21 protein-coding genes are annotated in these 19,592 nt (G+C 42.5%); 3 read left to right on the top strand and 18 right to left on the bottom strand.

The window, feature by feature from the left end; genetic code table 11:
* Nucleotides 1-37: 37 nt before the first annotated feature.
* The 3 genes from ACX17N_RS12455 to pheS all read right to left on the bottom strand — a co-directional run bounded on the left by ACX17N_RS12455 (nt 38) and on the right by pheS (nt 3,823).
* Nucleotides 38-334 carry an integration host factor subunit alpha gene (locus ACX17N_RS12455; RefSeq protein ID WP_016166119.1) on the bottom strand — a complete coding sequence of 99 codons (297 nt, stop codon included), beginning with the start codon at nt 332-334 and terminating at the stop codon, nt 38-40.
* Nucleotides 331-2,712: a phenylalanine--tRNA ligase subunit beta gene (gene pheT, locus ACX17N_RS12460; protein WP_458892899.1), complete on the bottom strand. Its 2,382-nt coding sequence runs from the start codon at nt 2,710-2,712 to the stop codon at nt 331-333. Before pheT ends, ACX17N_RS12455 begins: the two co-directional genes overlap by 4 nt.
* Before the next feature lie 130 nt (nt 2,713-2,842).
* Nucleotides 2,843-3,823, bottom strand: a complete 981-nt coding sequence (gene pheS / locus ACX17N_RS12465; RefSeq protein WP_100242091.1) for a phenylalanine--tRNA ligase subunit alpha — start codon at nt 3,821-3,823, stop codon at nt 2,843-2,845.
* A gap of 156 nt (nt 3,824-3,979) precedes the next feature.
* Between pheS and ACX17N_RS12470 the strand changes: the two genes are divergently transcribed.
* Nucleotides 3,980-5,008, top strand: coding sequence for a hypothetical protein (locus ACX17N_RS12470; protein ID WP_458892900.1), 1,029 nt, complete (start codon nt 3,980-3,982; stop codon nt 5,006-5,008).
* Nucleotides 5,009-5,134: 126 nt separating this feature from the next.
* Here the strand turns inward: ACX17N_RS12470 and ACX17N_RS12475 are convergent, their stop codons facing one another.
* From ACX17N_RS12475 to rpmI, 3 genes are all read right to left on the bottom strand, one after another.
* Nucleotides 5,135-5,347, bottom strand: coding sequence for a hypothetical protein (locus ACX17N_RS12475; RefSeq protein ID WP_458892901.1), 213 nt, complete (start codon nt 5,345-5,347; stop codon nt 5,135-5,137).
* Nucleotides 5,348-5,517: 170 nt separating this feature from the next.
* Nucleotides 5,518-5,877, bottom strand: coding sequence for a 50S ribosomal protein L20 (rplT, locus tag ACX17N_RS12480; RefSeq protein WP_004867327.1), 360 nt, complete (start codon nt 5,875-5,877; stop codon nt 5,518-5,520).
* Nucleotides 5,878-5,889: 12 nt separating this feature from the next.
* A complete protein-coding gene (gene rpmI, locus ACX17N_RS12485; RefSeq protein ID WP_001096359.1) occupies nt 5,890-6,084 on the bottom strand; it encodes a 50S ribosomal protein L35 in 195 nt (64 codons plus the stop codon).
* A 665-nt stretch (nt 6,085-6,749) separates the two neighbouring features.
* Here rpmI and ACX17N_RS12490 point away from each other — a divergent pair.
* Nucleotides 6,750-7,487: a TonB family protein gene (locus ACX17N_RS12490; protein ID WP_458892902.1), complete on the top strand. Its 738-nt coding sequence runs from the start codon at nt 6,750-6,752 to the stop codon at nt 7,485-7,487.
* Between the two features lie 72 nt (nt 7,488-7,559).
* Here ACX17N_RS12490 and ACX17N_RS12495 read toward each other — a convergent pair whose 3' ends face one another.
* The 5 genes from ACX17N_RS12495 to thrS all read right to left on the bottom strand — a co-directional run bounded on the left by ACX17N_RS12495 (nt 7,560) and on the right by thrS (nt 12,008).
* On the bottom strand, nt 7,560-7,988 hold the full coding sequence (locus tag ACX17N_RS12495) for a YqaA family protein (protein WP_458892903.1): 429 nt from the start codon (nt 7,986-7,988) through the stop codon (nt 7,560-7,562).
* 10 nt (nt 7,989-7,998) lie between these two features.
* Nucleotides 7,999-8,286 carry a hypothetical protein gene (locus tag ACX17N_RS12500; RefSeq protein ID WP_458892904.1) on the bottom strand — a complete coding sequence of 96 codons (288 nt, stop codon included), beginning with the start codon at nt 8,284-8,286 and terminating at the stop codon, nt 7,999-8,001.
* 422 nt (nt 8,287-8,708) lie between these two features.
* Nucleotides 8,709-9,326, bottom strand: a complete 618-nt coding sequence (locus ACX17N_RS12505) for a glutathione S-transferase N-terminal domain-containing protein (RefSeq protein ID WP_458892905.1) — start codon at nt 9,324-9,326, stop codon at nt 8,709-8,711.
* A 205-nt stretch (nt 9,327-9,531) separates the two neighbouring features.
* On the bottom strand, nt 9,532-10,080 hold the full coding sequence (gene infC / locus ACX17N_RS12510) for a translation initiation factor IF-3 (protein ID WP_458893035.1): 549 nt from the start codon (nt 10,078-10,080) through the stop codon (nt 9,532-9,534).
* A gap of 5 nt (nt 10,081-10,085) precedes the next feature.
* The gene (gene thrS, locus ACX17N_RS12515; protein WP_458892906.1) at nt 10,086-12,008 is read right to left on the bottom strand and encodes a threonine--tRNA ligase; all 1,923 of its coding nucleotides are present in this window, start codon (nt 12,006-12,008) and stop codon (nt 10,086-10,088) included.
* Nucleotides 12,009-12,490: 482 nt separating this feature from the next.
* Here thrS and ACX17N_RS12520 point away from each other — a divergent pair, with 482 nt between their 5' ends.
* Complete coding sequence (locus tag ACX17N_RS12520) at nt 12,491-14,134, top strand: acyl-CoA synthetase (protein ID WP_458892907.1); 1,644 nt, start codon at nt 12,491-12,493, stop codon at nt 14,132-14,134.
* A 77-nt stretch (nt 14,135-14,211) separates the two neighbouring features.
* On the opposite strand, the gene yjgA is transcribed toward ACX17N_RS12520, so the two are convergent.
* Genes yjgA through pcnB form a run of 7 tightly spaced genes read right to left on the bottom strand, consistent with a single transcriptional unit; the run spans nt 14,212 to nt 19,524 of the window.
* A complete protein-coding gene (gene yjgA, locus ACX17N_RS12525) occupies nt 14,212-14,745 on the bottom strand; it encodes a ribosome biogenesis factor YjgA (RefSeq protein ID WP_458892908.1) in 534 nt (177 codons plus the stop codon).
* Nucleotides 14,746-14,747: 2 nt separating this feature from the next.
* Complete coding sequence (locus ACX17N_RS12530; RefSeq protein ID WP_100242079.1) at nt 14,748-15,017, bottom strand: HPr family phosphocarrier protein; 270 nt, start codon at nt 15,015-15,017, stop codon at nt 14,748-14,750.
* Complete coding sequence (rapZ, locus tag ACX17N_RS12535; protein WP_458892909.1) at nt 15,014-15,865, bottom strand: RNase adapter RapZ; 852 nt, start codon at nt 15,863-15,865, stop codon at nt 15,014-15,016. The genes ACX17N_RS12530 and rapZ overlap by 4 nt, the downstream gene beginning before the upstream one ends.
* 22 nt (nt 15,866-15,887) lie before the next feature.
* Nucleotides 15,888-16,736 (bottom strand): pantoate--beta-alanine ligase, encoded by an 849-nt coding sequence (panC, locus tag ACX17N_RS12540; RefSeq protein ID WP_458892910.1) that lies wholly within the window; start codon nt 16,734-16,736, stop codon nt 15,888-15,890.
* A 1-nt stretch (nt 16,737) separates the two neighbouring features.
* Nucleotides 16,738-17,547, bottom strand: a complete 810-nt coding sequence (panB, locus tag ACX17N_RS12545; protein ID WP_458892911.1) for a 3-methyl-2-oxobutanoate hydroxymethyltransferase — start codon at nt 17,545-17,547, stop codon at nt 16,738-16,740.
* A gap of 43 nt (nt 17,548-17,590) precedes the next feature.
* Nucleotides 17,591-18,079 (bottom strand): 2-amino-4-hydroxy-6-hydroxymethyldihydropteridine diphosphokinase, encoded by a 489-nt coding sequence (gene folK / locus ACX17N_RS12550; RefSeq protein ID WP_458892912.1) that lies wholly within the window; start codon nt 18,077-18,079, stop codon nt 17,591-17,593.
* A complete protein-coding gene (gene pcnB / locus ACX17N_RS12555) occupies nt 18,076-19,524 on the bottom strand; it encodes a polynucleotide adenylyltransferase PcnB (RefSeq protein WP_458892913.1) in 1,449 nt (482 codons plus the stop codon). The genes folK and pcnB overlap by 4 nt, the downstream gene beginning before the upstream one ends.
* Nucleotides 19,525-19,592 lie beyond the last annotated feature (68 nt).

Genomic DNA, 19,592 nt, shown 5'->3' on the forward strand with positions numbered 1-19,592 from the left:
TAAAAAATCATGAGTACACACACATAAAAAAAGCAGATCAATCGATCTGCTCTTTCCCTACACGCTGTCGAAATTTCTGACCAGCGCGGAATGTAACCACCCGACGGGCAGAAATCGGAATCTCTTCACCCGTTTTAGGGTTTCGTCCTGGGCGTTGACGCTTATCACGCAACTCAAAGTTCCCGAAACCCGAAAGTTTAACCTGCTCTCCAGAAATGAGCGCTTGGCTAATTTCATCGAAGAATAATTCGACCATTTGTTTTGCTTCACGACGGTTTAAACTCGTGAGCTCACTTAAATGATCAGCCATTTCTGCTTTAGTTAATGCTGTCATGAAGCCCTCAATGTCGCCTGATAAGTGTTTTGCAACACTTCTATAATTGTATCCATACCGGTTTTGATTTCAGCATCTTCTAATGTACGTGAAGGATGTTGCCATAGCAAAGCAAATGCCAATGAGCGTTTACCTGCTTCAACCCCTTGTCCTGTGTATACATCAAAGAGCCAATTCGAGTGTAACAGCTCCCCACCCGTTTTAGTGATAAGTTGCTGAATTTCACCAATATTAATCTTATCACTAATTAAAAGCGCAATATCACGTCTAACTGATGGAAAACGTGATAATTCTGTAAAATTAGATACATAAGTTTGCAAAACTGCTTTTTGATCAAGTTCAGCGACCCAAGTTACCCCCAAGTCTAAATCTGCCTCTAGGGATGGATGTAAGCGACCTAAATAACCAATCGATACCCCATTCACCATCATTTCAGCCGACTGCCCTGGATGTAGCCATACGCGTTCCGAGCGGACATATTCCACCTTAACACGACCTGCCGCTAAAATCTCTTCCACTTCACCTTTAAAGTCAAAGAAATCCATGGCTTGTGGCTTCGCATGCCAAGATTCTGCCTGCTTCGATCCAACCGCAATCACTGCTAAGGTTGGTATCTGTTTTAAATCATGAATGCTGTTCGCACCCTGATAATCAAAACGTAGCCCTAACTCAAAGAAACGCACTCGATGCTGCTGACGATTAATATTGTACTGAACACAAGGAATCAGGCTAGAAAGCAATGTCGAACGCATTACCGCCAAATCACTTGAGATTGGATTGGCCAACATTAATGGCTGAACAGACGGATTTAACTGTTTTTCCAATTTAGCATCAGCAAAGCTAAAGCTAATCGCTTCTTGATAGCCTAAAGTCACTAAAGTCTGACGCAATTGTGACAATTCAAATTGATCCTGATAGCTGGCTAATTGAGCTTCAATTTTTGGCAAACTAACTTGAATATTGTCATAACCATGAATACGTGCCACTTCTTCAATCAGATCTTGATAAATCGCCATATCAAAACGGTGAGATGGTGGGACTACCGACCATTCCGTAGCAGCAATTTCCGTCACGTCACAGCCTAAACGGGTTAAAGCCGCTACAATGAAGTCCGTATCAACACTATATCCTAAGAGTTGATCTACCTGCGCCTGACTGAGTGCAATCGCTTCACGCTTTGGTAATGATGCTGGCTGCTCTGCTACTGTAATTGGTCCAAACTCACCACCAGCGAGCTCAGCAATTAATTGAGATGCACGGTGCATTGCAAGCATTGGCAATTCAAAATCTACCCCACGCTCATAACGCTGCGATGCATCTGTATGTAAGCCAAAGCTACGTGCACGACCTGCAATATGTAACGGGGCAAAGAACGCCGACTCTAAGAAAATTTCAGTCGTTTCATCGGTCACAGAAGAAGATAAACCGCCCATGATACCTGCAATCGCCAATGCTTTTTCATCATCAGCAATAATCATGACTTTTTCATTCAGCTCAACTTCTTGCTCATTTAACAGCACTAGCTTTTCAGCTGCCGTTGCTTGACGTACATGAACCGCACCTTGAACTTTTCCACCATCAAAAGCATGTAAAGGTTGACCTAACTCCATCAATACATAGTTGGTAATATCCACCAAAATACTGTGTTGACGAATACCTGAACGGGCAAGCGCTCGTTCCATCCATTCTGGCGTCGGTGCTTTGGTATTGACGTTTTTAATCACACGTCCTAAATAGCGCGGGCAACCTTCGGTGGTGACAACCACTTTTTTCTCATCAGCGATTGTCGCAGCCACTTCTTGAATTTCTGGCGCAGTCACCGCCATTTGATTAATGACAGCAATTTCACGCGCTACACCACGAATACTGAAACAATCACCACGGTTTGGGGTAATACTAATATCAATCACATGATCATCTAAGTTTAGATATTCACGAATATCCACACCCACAGGTGCATCTGCTGGTAACTCTAATAGACCATCAATTTTATCTTCGAGATCAATTTCAGAGGCACCACACAACATACCTTGTGATTCAATCCCTCGTAATTTACCTTTTTTGATTTTAAAATCACCTGGTAACACCGCACCAATGGTTGCGACAGGAGCTTTCATACCCACGCGGACATTGGGTGCACCACAAACGATTTGTAAAGGTTCCCCCGAACCAATATTCACGGTAGTCACACGTAAGCGATCTGCATCAGGATGCTGCTCAACCGTTAAAACTTCCCCAACCACTACGCCGGTAAATGGTTTCGCTGCAGGCGACAAGTCATCAACTTCTAGACCCAGCATGGTTAGTTGGTCAGATAAGGTTTCGCTATCAATCGTAGGGTTAACCCAAGTGCGTAACCAATTTTCGCTAATTTTCATTTCTGTAAAAACCTATCAATCTATTTTTTAAATCCCCTCTAACTTCACCTTTTCCAAGATGAAGAACCCTATTTCACGTTGAAGCCATCTCCTTTTCAGAGAGGATCGTTAGGGAGAGGTCTAAATCTGTTTAAGCAAATTGGCGTAAGAAACGCACATCGTTTTGATAGAACATACGTAAGTCATTGATACCATAACGCAACATTGCAAAACGCTCTACACCTAAACCAAATGCAAAGCCTTTGTATTTTTCAGGATCAATACCTGCTGCTTGCAATACATTCGGGTGTACCATGCCACAGCCTAAGACTTCCAACCATTTACCGCGCTCATCCATGATATCGACTTCTGCACTTGGTTCAGTAAATGGGAAATAAGACGGACGGAAACGGACTTTAAGATCTTTCTCAAAAAATTCATTCAACAAATTCACCAATAAACCTTTCAGTTCAGCGAAGCTGGTATTTTCAGCAACATATAAACCTTCAATTTGGTGGAACATTGGTGAATGTGTCTGATCCGAGTCACAGCGGTAAACACGACCTGGACATACGATACGAATTGGTGGTTGTGAGGTTTCCATCGTCCGGATTTGTACACCCGAGGTATGCGTACGCAACAAATGATTGGCATCAAAGTAGAAGGTGTCATGCATTGCACGTGCCGGGTGATGACCCGGAATATTCAACGCCTCGAAGTTATGATAGTCATCTTCAACTTCTGGACCTGTCGCAACAGTAAATCCTGCTTTGGTAAAAAATTGACAAATGCGTTCCTGCACTTGTGTAACTGGGTGAATACTGCCAATGGTTTGACCACGACCCGGTAAGGTAATATCGATGGTTTCACTAGCAAGTTGTTGTTCTAATGCGGCTTTTTGCAATTGCGCTTGACGTTCAGTCAATGCAGCATTGATGGCTTCACGCACAGCATGAATTGCGGCGCCCTGAACTTTACGCTCCTCAGGGTCCATTTTACCTAACGCTTTCGATTGTTCTGCAAGCTGGCTCTTTTTCCCTGTAAATTGCACACGAACGAGATCAAGTGCAGCAAGGTCTTGAGCTGCTGCAATGGCAGCAAGCGCTTCGGTGGTCAGGGCTTCCAGTGACATAGTAACTCTCAAAGCAACAATTTAATAATAAGATAAAACCCGATATTCTATCAGTTTTTAAAGAGATTGATGAAGTTTCCAATTAAGGAAAATTTGATTAACATCCGAAATTAGAAAAAGTTTAAGATAAACCCAATTGCAAAGAGATCAATATCTATGGCCCTCGATCAAATTTGGAAACAGCAGCTCACATTAGTCACTTATGGCAACGAATATCTGAACAAAGAGCTGGGGTTTAATCGCTGGAAGCAACATCCGATTTTTGATCAACATCTTTTTGTATTTCGGGATTTACTCTCGCAACACTTATTGGCGCAACACTTTCAAATCTGGCTGGAAGGACTAAAAAAACAAGGGGTAAAACGCCTAAGTTTACATAGCTCCAGCCTGTTGAATGATGAACAAAATCCAAATGCCAATGTTGAACTGTTGCCACTGGCACACTTTATTGTCAGCCATGAAGCCAACAAGAAAACGGCCTGGATTTTTGGTAAAGAACTTGCTGAATGGTACAATGCCGATAATGATTTTGAAGCCCCAGCCGCACAACAAATTTTGCTACGAGATGAAACTTTCTGGCGCTTTGAGCTGAATCATAAACTGGCCAAGCGCCTTGAAACTGATTTACACTCTCCCAATTGGGATGACATTCAAAGTTATTTGCAAACTGAATTGTTTAATAGCCCATTCGCGCAAGGCTTTGCTGAACCCGCACAACAAAATCTTCCCTATTATGGTTATACCCAAAATCCAACTAACAACGCTGACACCACCTTAAATTCAAACAAACTCGCCCTACTTCCAACAGATTATTCTGCTGATTTTGCACATCAATCATTATATCAACTTGAAGCCTTAGAGCACTATCTCCAAAACCAGCTCCAACATCCCCAACATGAAGATGGCTCACCGCTGAGCGCAGATGAACAACTTAATCTACGTCATTTCTCGCAAAAACTTGATGATTTAAGCGCTAAATTTATTGTGAAAATTGCCAATCACTATCAATCAGCACAACTGACTCCTGTCGTAGCCCCTAATCCTTTAGAAGGCATGTCAGCCTCAGCCCCAAGCTCAATTCACAAGCCGCACGCTCATCACCATAAAGTCAGCACTTCCGCAGTAATTAAACTGATTTTAATTACAGTCATCATCTGTATTGTAGCCTATTACTTTGGACTCTAAAAAATCATTAATCTAAAAGCCACATCAGTGGCTTTTTTTATAGATCTAGATGAAGCATTTGCAATCAGGTTCAGCATCTGCTTTTTGTAGATTCAGAGAATGCCGTGACTCAACAGCACAGTGCATTTAAGAAGTAATTAGCAAATTAAATGGTCGTACCTCAATTCTGACTTTATGCTCATCGGCATGCTGATTAATATAATGCTGCACGGCAACCACTTGACCTTCTAATTGTGCATCAGGTCCGTACATAATCTTCACAGACTCTCCAACCCTCGGAATCATCTCCAGCTTGACACTAATCCGCGCCTGATTCACACCGACAATTTCTGCAAGCATCGCCCCATTCCTTTTTATGATGACTTCATTTCATTAGGCATCCAAGCCCAGTAAATTTAAAGTTCAATTATGTAACCTATTCAAGAACATCTATTTAGTCAACATCATCAAAATAATAAGGCATAAAAAAAGACCGCATAAAGCGGTCTTTTTCAATCATCTTGCGACAATTATGCAGCTAATGCACCTTTAGCTTTTTCAGCTAAAGCAGCAAATGCTACTGCGTCATGCATAGCGATATCCGCAAGTACGCGACGGTCGATGATCACTTGAGCTTTTTTCAAGCCATCGATCATACGGCTGTAAGACAAACCGTTTTGACGTGCACCAGCATTGATACGCGCAATCCATAAAGCACGGAATTGACGTTTCTTCTGACGACGGTCACGATAAGCGTATTGACCAGCTTTGATTACTGCTTGGAACGCTACGCGATAAACGCGTGAGCGAGCACCGTAGTAACCTTTAGCACGAGCAAGAATTTTTTTATGACGGCGATGAGCCTGTACACCACGTTTTACACGAGCCATTTATAAATCTCCTTAGATGTATGGGCACATACGGCGAACTGAAGCAACGTCACTTACGTGAACCATTACACAGCCGCGTAACTGACGAATACGCTTAGCAGATTTTTTGGTCAAAATGTGGCGTTTGAACGCTTGTTTACGCTTGAAACCGTTTGCAGTCGCTTTGAAACGTTTAGCTGCACCACGGCGAGTTTTTAACTTAGCCATAACAACCTCTTTAAACACCTGTTCGGAACGTCTGCACCATTGCAAAAACGACCTGCAGGTAAGGAAGGCGCTATTCTAAATCATCTTTGTACAAAACAAAAGCAAAACCCGCGCTATTTAACGAATAAATCTATTGGTTAAAGGCAATGTTTTTCATCAGCTGCTTGTATCTGAATGATCTGTCTAACGCAGGCTGGAATATCGTGCTGAGTGTGCTGGTTTAGGCATGTTCAGGTCAATTCCGCTCTCGCAATCATGTCTGACTGCTTGGATTCAACCCAACCATAACAGCGACTTATGCCCATCTTATTCGAGTCATCCGACAGCCCTCTCTGCCAATTTATCCAACTAAAAACATGCAACGTCAGCTATAGCACCGAAGGTCTGCCCACTGCATCAAGGAATGAGTAAGCATATTTGACTTTAGACGAGCTGCTCAAGCGATGAGAATGATCACTCCCCCAATATTTGAATGCCGCAGGATTATGCTGCGATTAGAATGAATTGACGACATATTAAGGATGAATTCGGTATCAAAATAGGCGAAGAAAAATATCCATAAAACATAATTTTAGGCTTGCCAGCATGTTCAAATCAGGAAATACTGGCAACAATTTAGCCACCCTATTCGCGATCTCGCTGCAGCAAGGATCAAATTAAACTGTATGAAACGACTGCTTTGTTTTTCTCTGATTCTCACCTTCCCATTTACACAAAGTTTTAGTGCGGAAAAACCCTCAACCTCACAGCTTTCTGTGCAGAAAAGTGTAGCCTTACCCGCTCACTTAACCACGCGGATTCAGTGGACCAGCTTTCCCCAACCCCAATACAAAAGTGAAGATTTAAAAGGGCAAAATCGTGCTGCCATTTTACGTGTTTACGCAGATGAAACAGGAAAAATCACTCAAACCAGTATTCAAGAAAGTACTGGTTTAAAAGATTTAGATGAACGCTTGCTTCAAGCGGTACGTCAAGCACGGGTTCAACCTTACAAAATAGAAGATACTACCCTGCCGATTATTGGCTACCAAACCTTTAACTTAAATCTGCAGCGTGAAGAAGCTGACTGTCAGTATGCATTTAACTCTAAAAATTGGCAGCTTCAACAACAAGGTCCGGTTAAATTCAGCTATATACAGCAACCCCAACTGGTATTAAGTCGTGATGATTTAAACCAACATGACCGCAACATCAAATTTAGCTTTAAGGTCGATAAAAAAGGACTTGTAAAAAAAGTCAAAATCCAGCAAGGATCTGGTCTTTATGCTTTAGATCAAAGCGTCATAGCAGCAATTTCTAATAGCCAAGTCCGTGTAAAACGTACGGCTTCAACCTTATGGCTTTATAAGAAGTCCAACCTTAAAGACGAAGTTCAATTTAAACTCAATGCCTGTTCAAATTAACTTTCCGGGAGGGGTTTCCCTCCCAAATTTTAATCTCGTCAGCACACGCCATCTCACCTTTAACACAAAGTGTTAAAACCAGCCGATAAATAGACTATATAGCACCAAATAGCGTCCTGTTTTTGCCAGTATCACAATCAGTAGAAAGCGTAGAAAATTTTCTTTGAGCAATCCAGCAATTAAGGTAATTGGATCTCCAATAATCGGCACCCAACTGAGCAAGAGCGACCAGAACCCATATTTCTGATAAATCCGCTGCGCTTGCAGCATTTTTTGCTCAGAGACGGGAAACCATTTTTTATGCTTATAATGTTCAACCTGCAAGCCCAGATACCAATTTACACAGGAACCTAAGACATTCCCTAGGCTCGCAACGACAATCAGCAAAGCAGCAGAATGCCTTCCCGTAGCCAACAAGCCCAATAAAACTGCTTCCGACTGAAGCGGTAATAATGTGGCTGCACCAAAGGCAGAGAAAAACAAGAGTCCCAATGACCACATGGCGTTATGATCACAAACCTAGTTTTTTCTTTGTTGTATGGTATGCATAACCCGACCAAATAAAGCTCATTAACAATAACAACCAGCGCGTCCGCGAATATCTATCAGAAATTGGCTCAATGGCAGCACGTAAAACAGCCTGATCTTTGGTATTCAGTAGCTCCACGATTTTTTGCACGTGTACAGCTTCTGCCACGAATAACATGCAGCATCCAGCAATGCCAACAATAAGGCTAATATAAATTTTAGGACTGGTTTCAATAATGCGGGTTAAATTTAAAAAGAATGCCTTCATCATAGATAGCTAGTTTTCAAGCGTGAAAACCTCAAATAAACAGTACCGAGGATATTAACACTGAATGGGCCACGCTTAGAGAGGCGAATAAAATTTCACAATCCAAATCAATGATTGTCATACAACAAATACATAAATTTTTATCGCTTACAGAATGAAGAAAAACTTACTGCACAAAGTATCGAGAATATAAATCGAACTAAGTAAAAACAAAGAATGCTACGCAGCAATCTTTTTTAAACCCAGATAAGTAAAAGCCACTATAGCCGATCAATTTCATGACTTGCTGATCGGCACAGATAGCAGCTTTGCCTATCCATCAAAACGCTGTTGCAGATCAGCAAAAATTCATAATCTCAACTGCATCTAATGAGAAATATTCATTCAAAAATAAAATAAAGGATATAAACTCTCTAGCTGAACGCTTAAACCTGTATTGCCAAGGCTCTTTGCACCGCTGGGCGCGCAGTTAGACGCTCAACATATTCTTTGACATACGGATAATCTTCCAATTGAATTTGCTGCCATTCATAACGCAGCACCCATGGCAAAATGGCCATATCAGCAATGGAATACTCACCTGCTACAAACTTTTGACCAATCAACTGCTTATTCAGTACCCCATATAAACGTTTGCTTTCATTCACATAACGTTCTGTCGCATAAGGGATGCGCTCGGGTGCAAAATGGCTGAAATGATGGTTTTGTCCGAGCATTGGTCCAAAATTTCCCATCTGCCACATCAACCATTGCTCTACTTCAACACGTTCCTGCTCGTCTGCTGGGTAATATAAGCCTGTTTTGCGCCCCAAGTATTGCAAAATCGCACCTGACTCAAATACAGAAATTGACTCTCCCTGAGGTCCGTCTTGATCAACAATGGCTGGAATTTTATTATTCGGAGAAATCCGCAGAAAGTCAGGTTGAAACTGGTCATTTTCCAAGATATTGATGGGAAAAATTTGATACTCCAAGCCCATTTCTTCTAATGCGATGGTAATTTTATGGCCATTGGGTGTCCCCCAGTAGTATAAATCAATCATTTTTTTCCTTTATCTTGTTACTGTGCTTGCAGCAATGCATTGTTATTTATAGCACGCTTTTACCCATAGCGACATGATTCAAAGCTCAATTTATTTGCATATCATGAGAATCAACTTATATAACCGCACCCCCTTCAAATGGTGATTCACCCAACTAATGAGCAAAAAAAAGCACTGCGAATGCAGTGCTTTTTTCAAATGAGGATTACTTTTTCTTTTTCGGTCCAAGTAACATACCCATTTGACGGCCTTCCATTTTTGGTGCTTGCTCAACAACACCAAATTCAGCCACGTCAGCTTCAATTTTCTGCAATTGAGCCAAACCTAACTGTTGATGGGCCATTTCACGACCACGGAAGCGTAAAGTGATTTTTACCTTGTTGCCTTCTTCAAGGAACTTGATAATTGCACGTAATTTTACGTTGTAATCACCAACATCCGTTGCAGGGCGGAGCTTGATTTCTTTAACCTGCACTTGATGTTGTTTTTTCTTCGCTTCTTTTTGCTTTTGTTTTAAATCAAACAAATGCTTATTGAAGTCCATAATTTTGCAGACTGGAGGCTCTGCATTTGCAACGATCTCAACCAAATCAAGATCAACTGCTTCAGCTGCACGTAAAGCATCAGTTAGGCTTACGATGCCTTTTTGCTCGCCATTTTCGTCTACAAGACGGACTTCTTTTGCACGAATTTCATCATTCAAAGCAGGACGGTTTGATTTTCCGCCCTGTTGATTACGGTCAGGCTGTTTAATCGCTTTTACTCCACAATGTACCGGCCACGTTCGGCTACGGCTGCTTTCACTAGGTCAACGAAAGCATCGATTGACATAGTGCCCAAATTTTTTCCAGAGCGGGTACGCACGTTAACTGTACCTTCCTCTACTTCACGGTCCCCTAGTACCAATAAGTATGGAATACGCTCTAATGTACGTTCACGAATCTTAAAGCCGATTTTCTCATTTCTCAAGTCAGAAATCGCGCGGATACCGCTTTCTTTAAGTTTAGCGACAACCGACTCACAGGCTTCCGCTTGGGAATCGGTAATATTCATCACACATGCTTGTACTGGTGCTAACCAAGGTGGCATAAAGCCCGCATAGTGTTCAATAAGTATACCAATAAAACGTTCAAAACTACCAAGAATTGCACGATGCAACATCACCGGTTGATCACGATCATTGTCTTCAGTGACATAAGACGCATCTAAACGTTCTGGTAAATTGAAGTCACACTGTATAGTACCACATTGCCATACACGACCTAAGCAGTCTTTCAATGAGAATTCAATTTTCGGACCATAGAATGCGCCTTCACCTGGTTGAAGTTCCCACTCTAGACCCGCTGCATCTAAAGCATCCGCTAAAGATTTTTCAGCCATGTCCCAAAGTGCATCATCACCAACACGCTTTTCTGGACGGGTTGAGAGTTTCATTTGCACGTCTTCAAAGCCGAAGTCTTTATAAACATCTAACGTTAGTTTAATAAAGTCTGCAACCTCAGGACCAATCTGCTCTTTGGTACAGAAAATATGCGCATCATCTTGCGTAAAGCCACGCACACGCATAATGCCGTGCAATGAACCCGATGGCTCATTACGGTGACATGAACCAAATTCTGCCAAACGAATTGGCAAATCACGGTAAGATTTCAAACCTTGGTTGAAGACTTGTACGTGACATGGACAGTTCATTGGCTTCACCGCATAGTTACGACTTTCTGAATGCGTCGTAAACATGTTGTCGGCATAGTTCGCTGCGTGACCTGATTTTTCCCACAAGGTAAAGTCGACGATTTGTGGTGTTTTAATCTCAAGATAACCATTATCCTGCTGAACTTTACGCATGTATTGTTCAAGCACTTGATAAATGGTCCAGCCATTTGGATGCCAGAACACCATACCTGGGGCTTCTTCTTGCATATGGAACAAGTCTAGCGCTTTACCAATTTTACGATGGTCACGCTTTTCCGCTTCTTCAATACGCTTGATATACGCCGCAAGCTGTTTCTTGTCTGCCCACGCTGTGCCATAAATACGTTGTAGCTGTTCATTCTTCGCATCACCGCGCCAGTATGCGCCAGAGATTTTAGTCAGCTTGAATGATTTTAAGAATTTTGTGTTTGGCACGTGTGGACCACGACACATGTCCAAATAGTCTTGATGGTAGTACAAGCCCATTTGTGTTTCTTCAGGCATGTCCGCAATCAAGCGTAATTTATATTCTTCGCCACGTGCTGTGAATTCTGCAATCACTTCATCACGTGGGGTCATTTTTTTAATGACATCATAATCTTGATCGATGAGCTTTTTCATACGCTCTTCGACGGCTGCCATATCATCTAAAGTAAACGGACGTGGCATCCAAATGTCATAGTAGAAGCCTTCTTCAATGACAGGACCAATCACCATTTTCGCTTCAGGGAACAATTGCTTAACAGCATGCCCCACCAAGTGCGCACAAGAGTGACGAATAATTTCGACCCCTTCGTCGTCTTTAGGCGTAATAATTTGAAGGCTTGCATCCGTGGTAATCAAGTCCGATGCATCGACTAAACGACCATCAACTTTTCCTGCAACTGTATTTTTAGCAAGACCAGGACCGATGCTTTGAGCAACTTCCATCACAGATACAGCTTGATCAAATTGTTTTTGATCGCCATTTGGCAAAGTGATAATTGGCATAAAAAATCCTTAAGGAGTGATGCCCCGTACCATGGAGCATGTCACCGCGAGATTATGATCGAGGTAAACCTCAAAAGATAAAAACGGTGGATAAAAAACTGCTAAGAATTTTACACGTGTTCAGGATTGGATAAAACCTTTTCCCTCGATAAATCTTTCTTACCGCAGAAAATTGTCATGTTTTACCAGTCCAACATCCGCTCGTTTGTAACCAAACTTAAAATTCTTATCGGCTTTCAATCCACATTTCCCCCGTTTAATCGCTTTAAAATGCTTAAAAATCCCCAAAAAATACATTATGATTTTATAGCGCGTTGAATTCACTGTAATTTTTGAACATCAATTCATTAAATTATATTTTCCATTTAAAATTCATAAGCTTGCACATAAATTTAATACTCGACTAAAGCATAAATGCAAGTCGCCCCTGAAATGCTTATCTTTAAATCATCGATGATAATAAATATACATGGAGTTGTTACATGGTCGCTGCCTATGATGAACTACCGCGAACCCCTGCAAATTTCGTTGCACTTTCCCCTTTACGCTATTTAGAGCGTGCTGCTTACATCTATCCCCATCAAGATGCGATTGTTCATGGCAAACGACACCTGAGTTGGCGTGAAACTTATAACCGTTGTCGTCAATTCGCTCATCAGTTACAAAAATTAGGCATCGGCAAAAATGACACAGTTTCGGTATTGCTGCCGAACATTCCCGCCATGATTGAAGCGCATTTTGCCGTCCCGATGGTTGGTGCGGTACTCAATACCCTCAATACCCGTTTAGATGCCAAAACCATTGCCTTCATGCTTGAACATGCAGAAACCAAAGTGCTGTTGGTCGATCCAGAATTTGCAGCACTGGCGAAAGAAGCCTTGAGTTTGGTCTCTCACTCCATTTATGTAATTGATGTCGATGATGAAGAATATGAGCAATGTTTTTCGACGCCAATTGGGCAAATCGAATACGAAGATTGGTTAGCAGAAGGCGATGCAGAGTTTGAGTGGCACCTGCCGAATGATGAATGGGATGCGATTAGCCTGAATTACACGTCAGGAACAACGGGCAATCCTAAAGGCGTGGTCTATCATCATCGCGGTGCTTACATCAATGCTGCCAGCAATATCATTGCTTGTGGCATGACACCTCGTGCCACGTACCTCTGGACTTTACCCTTATTTCATTGTAATGGCTGGTGTTTTGCTTGGACGATGGCCGCCAATGGTGGAACCAATATTTGTCTGCGCAAAGTCGATTCAGAGCTCATCTTTAAACTAATTGCTGAGCATCAGGTCGATTATTTCTGTGGTGCTCCAATTGTCTTATCTATGTTGATTAATACCCCAGAACAGAAGCAGATTAAATTTGAACATCGCGTTGAAGTCATGGTGGCTGGAGCTGCACCACCCGCTGCAATTATTGAGGGCATGCGTAATCTCGGGATTAACGTCACCCACGTGTATGGTCTAACAGAAACTTACGGTCCTTCTGCCCTGTGTGCATCTCAAGCGGGCTGGAGCGAATTAAGCATTCAGGAACAAGCTCAACTGCATTCGCGCCAAGGGGTGCCTTATCCACTGCAAGATGGCATGAAAGTGCTTGACCCTGAAACCCTAGAACCTGTACCAAAAGATGGAACAACCATGGGCGAAATTATGTTCCGTGGCAATATTGTGATGAAGGGCTATCTAAAAAATCCAGAAGCCACAGCAGAGGCTTTTAAAGGAGGATGGTTCCATACCGGTGATTTAGCAGTTTGCCAACCGGATGGCTATGCCAAAATCACTGATCGCTCCAAAGATGTCATTATTTCAGGTGGTGAAAATATTTCTTCACTTGAAGTCGAAGAAGTCCTCTATCGTCATCCTGCCATTTTAACTGCGGCTGTAGTCGCAAAACCGGATCCGCGCTGGCAAGAAGTGCCATGTGCCTTTATTGAACTGAAAGAAGGCAAATCGATCACACCTGAAGAGCTGATCAGCTTCTGCCAAGAACATCTGGCACGCTTTAAAGTGCCTAAAGATATTGTGATTACCGAGATTCCTAAAACCTCGACAGGAAAATTACAGAAATTTGTATTGCGCGACTGGGCAAAAGAACGTGCAATAGGAGAGTTTGGTTAATTAGCTCTCAAGACACCAACAACATCTAATTCAATAAAAAAGCACTTCAAATGAAGTGCTTTTTTAATTCAACCTGATCAGTTATCAGATAGCAGTGCCACTTGCTGAACATAGTTGAATAATTTGAGTTTAGACTCCGCCAGTTCAGCTTCAGTCAACGCTTTTGCCATATCACGGTGAATACGCAAAGCATGTTGACGTAATGTATGACGTTCTGCAGCATTATGAACTTTACAGAATTCATTGATGATCGGATCACCATCTTTAATAATTCGATCTACCCAACGTTGCAACTGTGCAGTTTTCTTTGCACCCTGCTGTGGGGTCAAATACGACAAAATGACGGTCTCGTCTTCATTGCGCAATAACTTACCTACACGCTGAAATTGGCGACGACGCGCTTCATGTGAGGTAATAGTTTGCGCATCCAAAATCGCGTCAATTAAACGCTCATCCACAGGAAGTTGCTGGATTTGTTTTGGATTCAGTTGCGCCAACTGCTCACCTAAAGCAGCCATACGCTGAACTGCTTTCTTTTGTTCAGTTTTACTTGCGCGTCCTTCTAAAATTTCGAAGTCTTCGTCAGTAAAACGGTTCGGTCGACGTGCCACGGTTAATCTGCCTCGTAAAATTTTGCTGCAAATAGTGCTTGAACTTCAGACAGTGCCTTTTCCTCATCTGCCCCATCAATCACTAAACGTAAAGTGGTGCCTTTACCTGCGCCAAGCATAAGTAAAGACATAATGTTTTTTGCATCGACCAATTTATCACCTTTTCCAATTTGAATAGATGATTTGAATTTGGTGGTTACTTCAATGAGTTTGCCAGATGCACGCGCATGTAACCCTAGTTTATTAATTACGTCAACAGTTGTGTCAATCATGACCAATGCTTCATTTCTCGATGTAGGACCTGAATAGACCAATTTGCTTCAAGTGCTTTTTTAAGTCTATCCACAATATAAACAGAACGATGCTGTCCACCTGTACAGCCGATGGAGATGGTCATATAGTGACGATGTCCTTCTGCAAATGCAGGTAACCACTTGTCCAAAAAATGATAAATGTCTTTAAACATTTCATTGGTCTGCGGGCTTTGTTCTAAAAAATTTTGTACTGGTACATCTAAACCCGAATATTTCCGCAACTCTAAATCCCAATGCGGATTAGGCAAATGACGTACATCAAAGACATAATCGGCATCTAAAGGAATACCGTGCTTATAGCCAAATGACTGCAAAATCACAATTAAGTTATCGGACTGTCCAAGTTTAGACAATAAAGTATGCTTCAAATCATGCACACTTTTATCAGTTGTATCAATATGTACGGTAGCACGCAATTGTATCGGAAGTAATAATGTTTTTTCTTCCTGGATACATCCATTCAAACTTTTAAAACGATTGGATAACGGATGCGGGCGTCTTGAGGCACTAAAACGTGCAATCAACTCCTGATCGCGTGTAGTCAAATAAATAATATCGACCACCCCGTGCCTTAACAACAGTTCAAAGACATGATCAAACTCTTGTAAATCCGCACGGGTACTACGCACATCCACCCCAAGCGCGAGCAGTTCTAGATTATTTTCATGATCTAGCTTCTCGACAATCTCGGGCAACAATGCCAAAGGCAAATTATCAATACAGTAATAACCCAAATCTTCTAGGACCTGCAATGCAGATGACTTACCTGAACCAGATTGTCCTGTCACAATCAAAATGCGCTTCATGGCAAAGCTATTCCTTGAGGTTTTATGCTGCAGTATGCTTAACCTGCAAATTATCGATGAGTCGGGTTGTGCCCAATTTTGCCGCCACAAACAGAACAAGATCCTGATTAAATTGATCAATCTCTTGCAAGCTTGGTGTACGGGCTTCCACATAGTCCACAACAAAACCTGCTGCTGTCAATGTGGTTTTAATATTCTCTAACACTTCTGTTAAATCAGTACCTTGCTTTAAATTAGCTTCCGCCTGTTTTAGGCTTTGGAAAATTACGGGCGCAACCTTACGTTGCTCTTCGCTCAAATAACCATTGCGGGAACTCAAAGCCAAGCCATCTTCAGCGCGAGCAATCGGCACGCCAATCACCTCTAAGGGAATGTTCAGATCACGCACCAGTTGACGAATCACCGCCAACTGTTGAAAGTCTTTCTGACCAAAGAAGGCATAATTCGGCTGTACGATATTAAATAATTTGGTTACAACGACTGCCACACCATCAAAATGACCAGGGCGCTGTTTACCACATAAATCATTGGTAATTTCAGACACGCTAATATTGGTTAAACGCTGTTGTTTACCATACATTTGCTCGACCGATGGAGCAAAAATGATGTCACAGCCGACATCTGCCAACAACTGGCTATCTTGATCCAAAGTACGCGGGTAATTATCGAAATCTTCATTCGGTCCAAACTGGATTGGATTCACGAAGATACTCACCACTACTACATCACAGAGTTTTCTTGCTTCACGCACAAGGTTCAAATGCCCTTGATGCAAATTCCCCATGGTCGGAACAAAGCCGATAATTTTTCGTGCTGTACGAGCTGGTTGTAACGATGCGGCTAAGCCTTGTATTGTTGTTTCGGTTTTCATATTACAGCTCTACTTGAAAAGTATGTTCTTTTGCTGGGAATGATTGATCAAGCACCGCTGCATGATAGGCTTTAAAAGCATCTAAAATTGCAGTTTCCCCAGCTTGCTCTTTCATAAAATTACGAACGAATTTCGCCACACGACCAAAAGTCAAACCGAGCATATCTTGCACAACCAAGACTTGTCCATCGGTTTCCACACCTGCCCCAATCCCAATCACAGGAATATGCGGAAAATGCTCCGTCACTTCTCGTCCAAGCTGAGCAGGTACACATTCCAGCAATAACACTGCAGCACCAGCATCAACCACGGCTTGGCAGTCTGCAAGCAACTTATCTGCTGCTTCACGAGAACGAGCTTGCAACTTATAACCACCCAAAACATGGACGGATTGTGGTGTTAAACCCAAGTGCACACACACGGGAATGCCATTTCGGGTCAGGACTTCAACGGTTTCACTTAACCAAGCACCACCTTCAATTTTGACCATCTGCGCGCCTGCCTGCATCACCGCTTTCGCATTCGCTAATGCGTCATTGAGCGTGGCATAGGACATAAACGGTAAATCCGTCATAATCAACGCATGCTGATTACCACGACGTACTGCCGCAGTATGATAAGCCATGTCTTCAACCGTTACTGGCAAAGTTGAATCACGGCCTTGTATTGCCATTCCTAAAGAGTCACCAATTAAAATCGTATCCACTTCAGCAAGTTCCATTGCTTTTGCCATACTTGCATCGTAGCAAGTCAAGCATGAGAACTTACGTCCGTCTTGTTTAAATTGTCTTAAGTCACTCAGACTAATCATGAGTTATTCCTCTCTAGAAGTTCCTAGAACGTACCATTAATGATTAAATACTTGCCCAATTGCAATCTGCAACTTCAGTGAGCGTTGAATGCTGCAACACATCAAGATGATTTAATCGGTGTCCCTGAATATGTAGTGCGGGGTCTAAATCCAATAACGGAATGACCACAAAATCACGTTCTAAAATGCCAACATGCGGTACAGTCAATCGCTCATGCTGAATCTGCTGATTGCCATACAGCAACAAGTCCAAATCCAGTGTTCGCTCCCCCCAACGACGCAGACGAACTCGCCCTGCATCCTGCTCAAATTGCTGCAATTGATCCAGCAAAGCCAAAGCAGCCAAGTCCGTTTCCAAACGTGCTACCGCATTAAAGTAATGCGGTTGATCCTGCGGCCCCATCGGAGGGCTTTGATACAACTTAGAAGTTTTAACCGCACCTAATGTCGCTAACTTTTGAATGGCTTCGGTCAGAATTTGGCGTGAATCCCCCAAATTACTGCCTAAACCGATATAACTGACCGTCTTCATTGTGTTGGCCCAAAAACAACTTGACTCAAATCACGTTTCACACGCTTTCTTTTTAAAATAGGATGATCTTGCCCCAATTCGGACGTCCCAGAATTGAAATTTGCCGAGCTAGTTTCTACAGTTTTGGTTTTCCGGCGACTGCGACTACGCGGTTCAGACTCTTGAACCAAAGGCTCAATTTCCGCTTTGACTTTAGCCTCTGGCACTTCTTCCTGAGCCGTTTTACGACGCGTTTTAGCCCGTTGTCGATTGTATTGACTAATCGCACGCTCTTTTTCATCGGAAGACATCAATTGATAAGCATCCCACCAACTGCCCATCGATTGCGTGGTGTTATCCCCTGCTTTTTCCCGCAACAACAAAAAGTCAAAACCAGCACGGAAACGCGCATGATTTGACAGTGCCTCAATTTGTTGCGGCTTCGGATTTAATAACCGGGTTTGCATTTCCCACACTTCACGAATAAACGTTTCCGCAAAACGAGGAATGACGGTGCGTGTCGCTTGACGCTTTAAGACATCCAGTCCAGCTTGCGCTCGCGCCTCAGCCGGAACAACACCTTTTTGCAAATAGAAGTCACAACGCTCCAAGAATGGTTTCCAAAGCAACACGGCATAGAAAAATGCAGGGTTGATGGTTTTACCGATTTGGATACGTTGATCTGTATTTTTTGCGGCACGCTCAATAAACGGGGTAATTTCAGGACGAATCTCGGCAAATAGCTGACGCCAAATCCCAAAATCAATCAGCATTGGCAGCACTTGCGCCAAATGCCCCATAGTAAACAGTTTTTGTGATTCATCATAAAGACGATGTGGGGATACATCACGTAATAACTGGGTGCGTTCAGGAGTAAAAATCTCCAAGATTTTCGGATCAATACTGAATTTTAATTTTGCCGAAAAACGTAATGCCCGCAACATGCGCACTGGGTCTTCTTCAAAACGTAATTGCGGATCACCCAATAAGCGTAAGGTTCGACTTTGAATATCTTCGACCGCATGACAAAAATCGAGCACCACATCTTTACGTGGCTGATAATACAGCGCATTAATCGAAAAATCTCGACGAGCAAAATCCTGCTCAATTGAACCCCAATTATTGTCACGTAAAATCATTCCCGCTGCAGATGTGACTGCTTTTTTAGGTGGTGCGCGGAAAGTCGCAACTTCAATTAATTCTCGCCCAGAATAAACATGAGCCAACTCGAAACGACGACCAATAATACGGCAACGACGTCCGAACACTTCTTTAATTTGTGCTGGTGTAGCATTGGTTACGGCATCATAATCCTTAGGATTAAGGCCTAACATTAAATCGCGGACACCGCCCCCTACGATATAAGCTTCGTAGCCTGCCTTCGTTAAGGCATCAATTACATCAAGTATTGAAGGGGGTAATTGAGCGGTGGATAAACCGCATTTTGACGCGCGCAAAGTTTGCAAAAGACGCTGTCTCCTACGCCTGAACGTAAAATGTCTAAGATGTTGCTAATCATATCTCTAACACAATC

This window comes from Acinetobacter sp. GXMZU3951, from assembly GCF_054457875.1.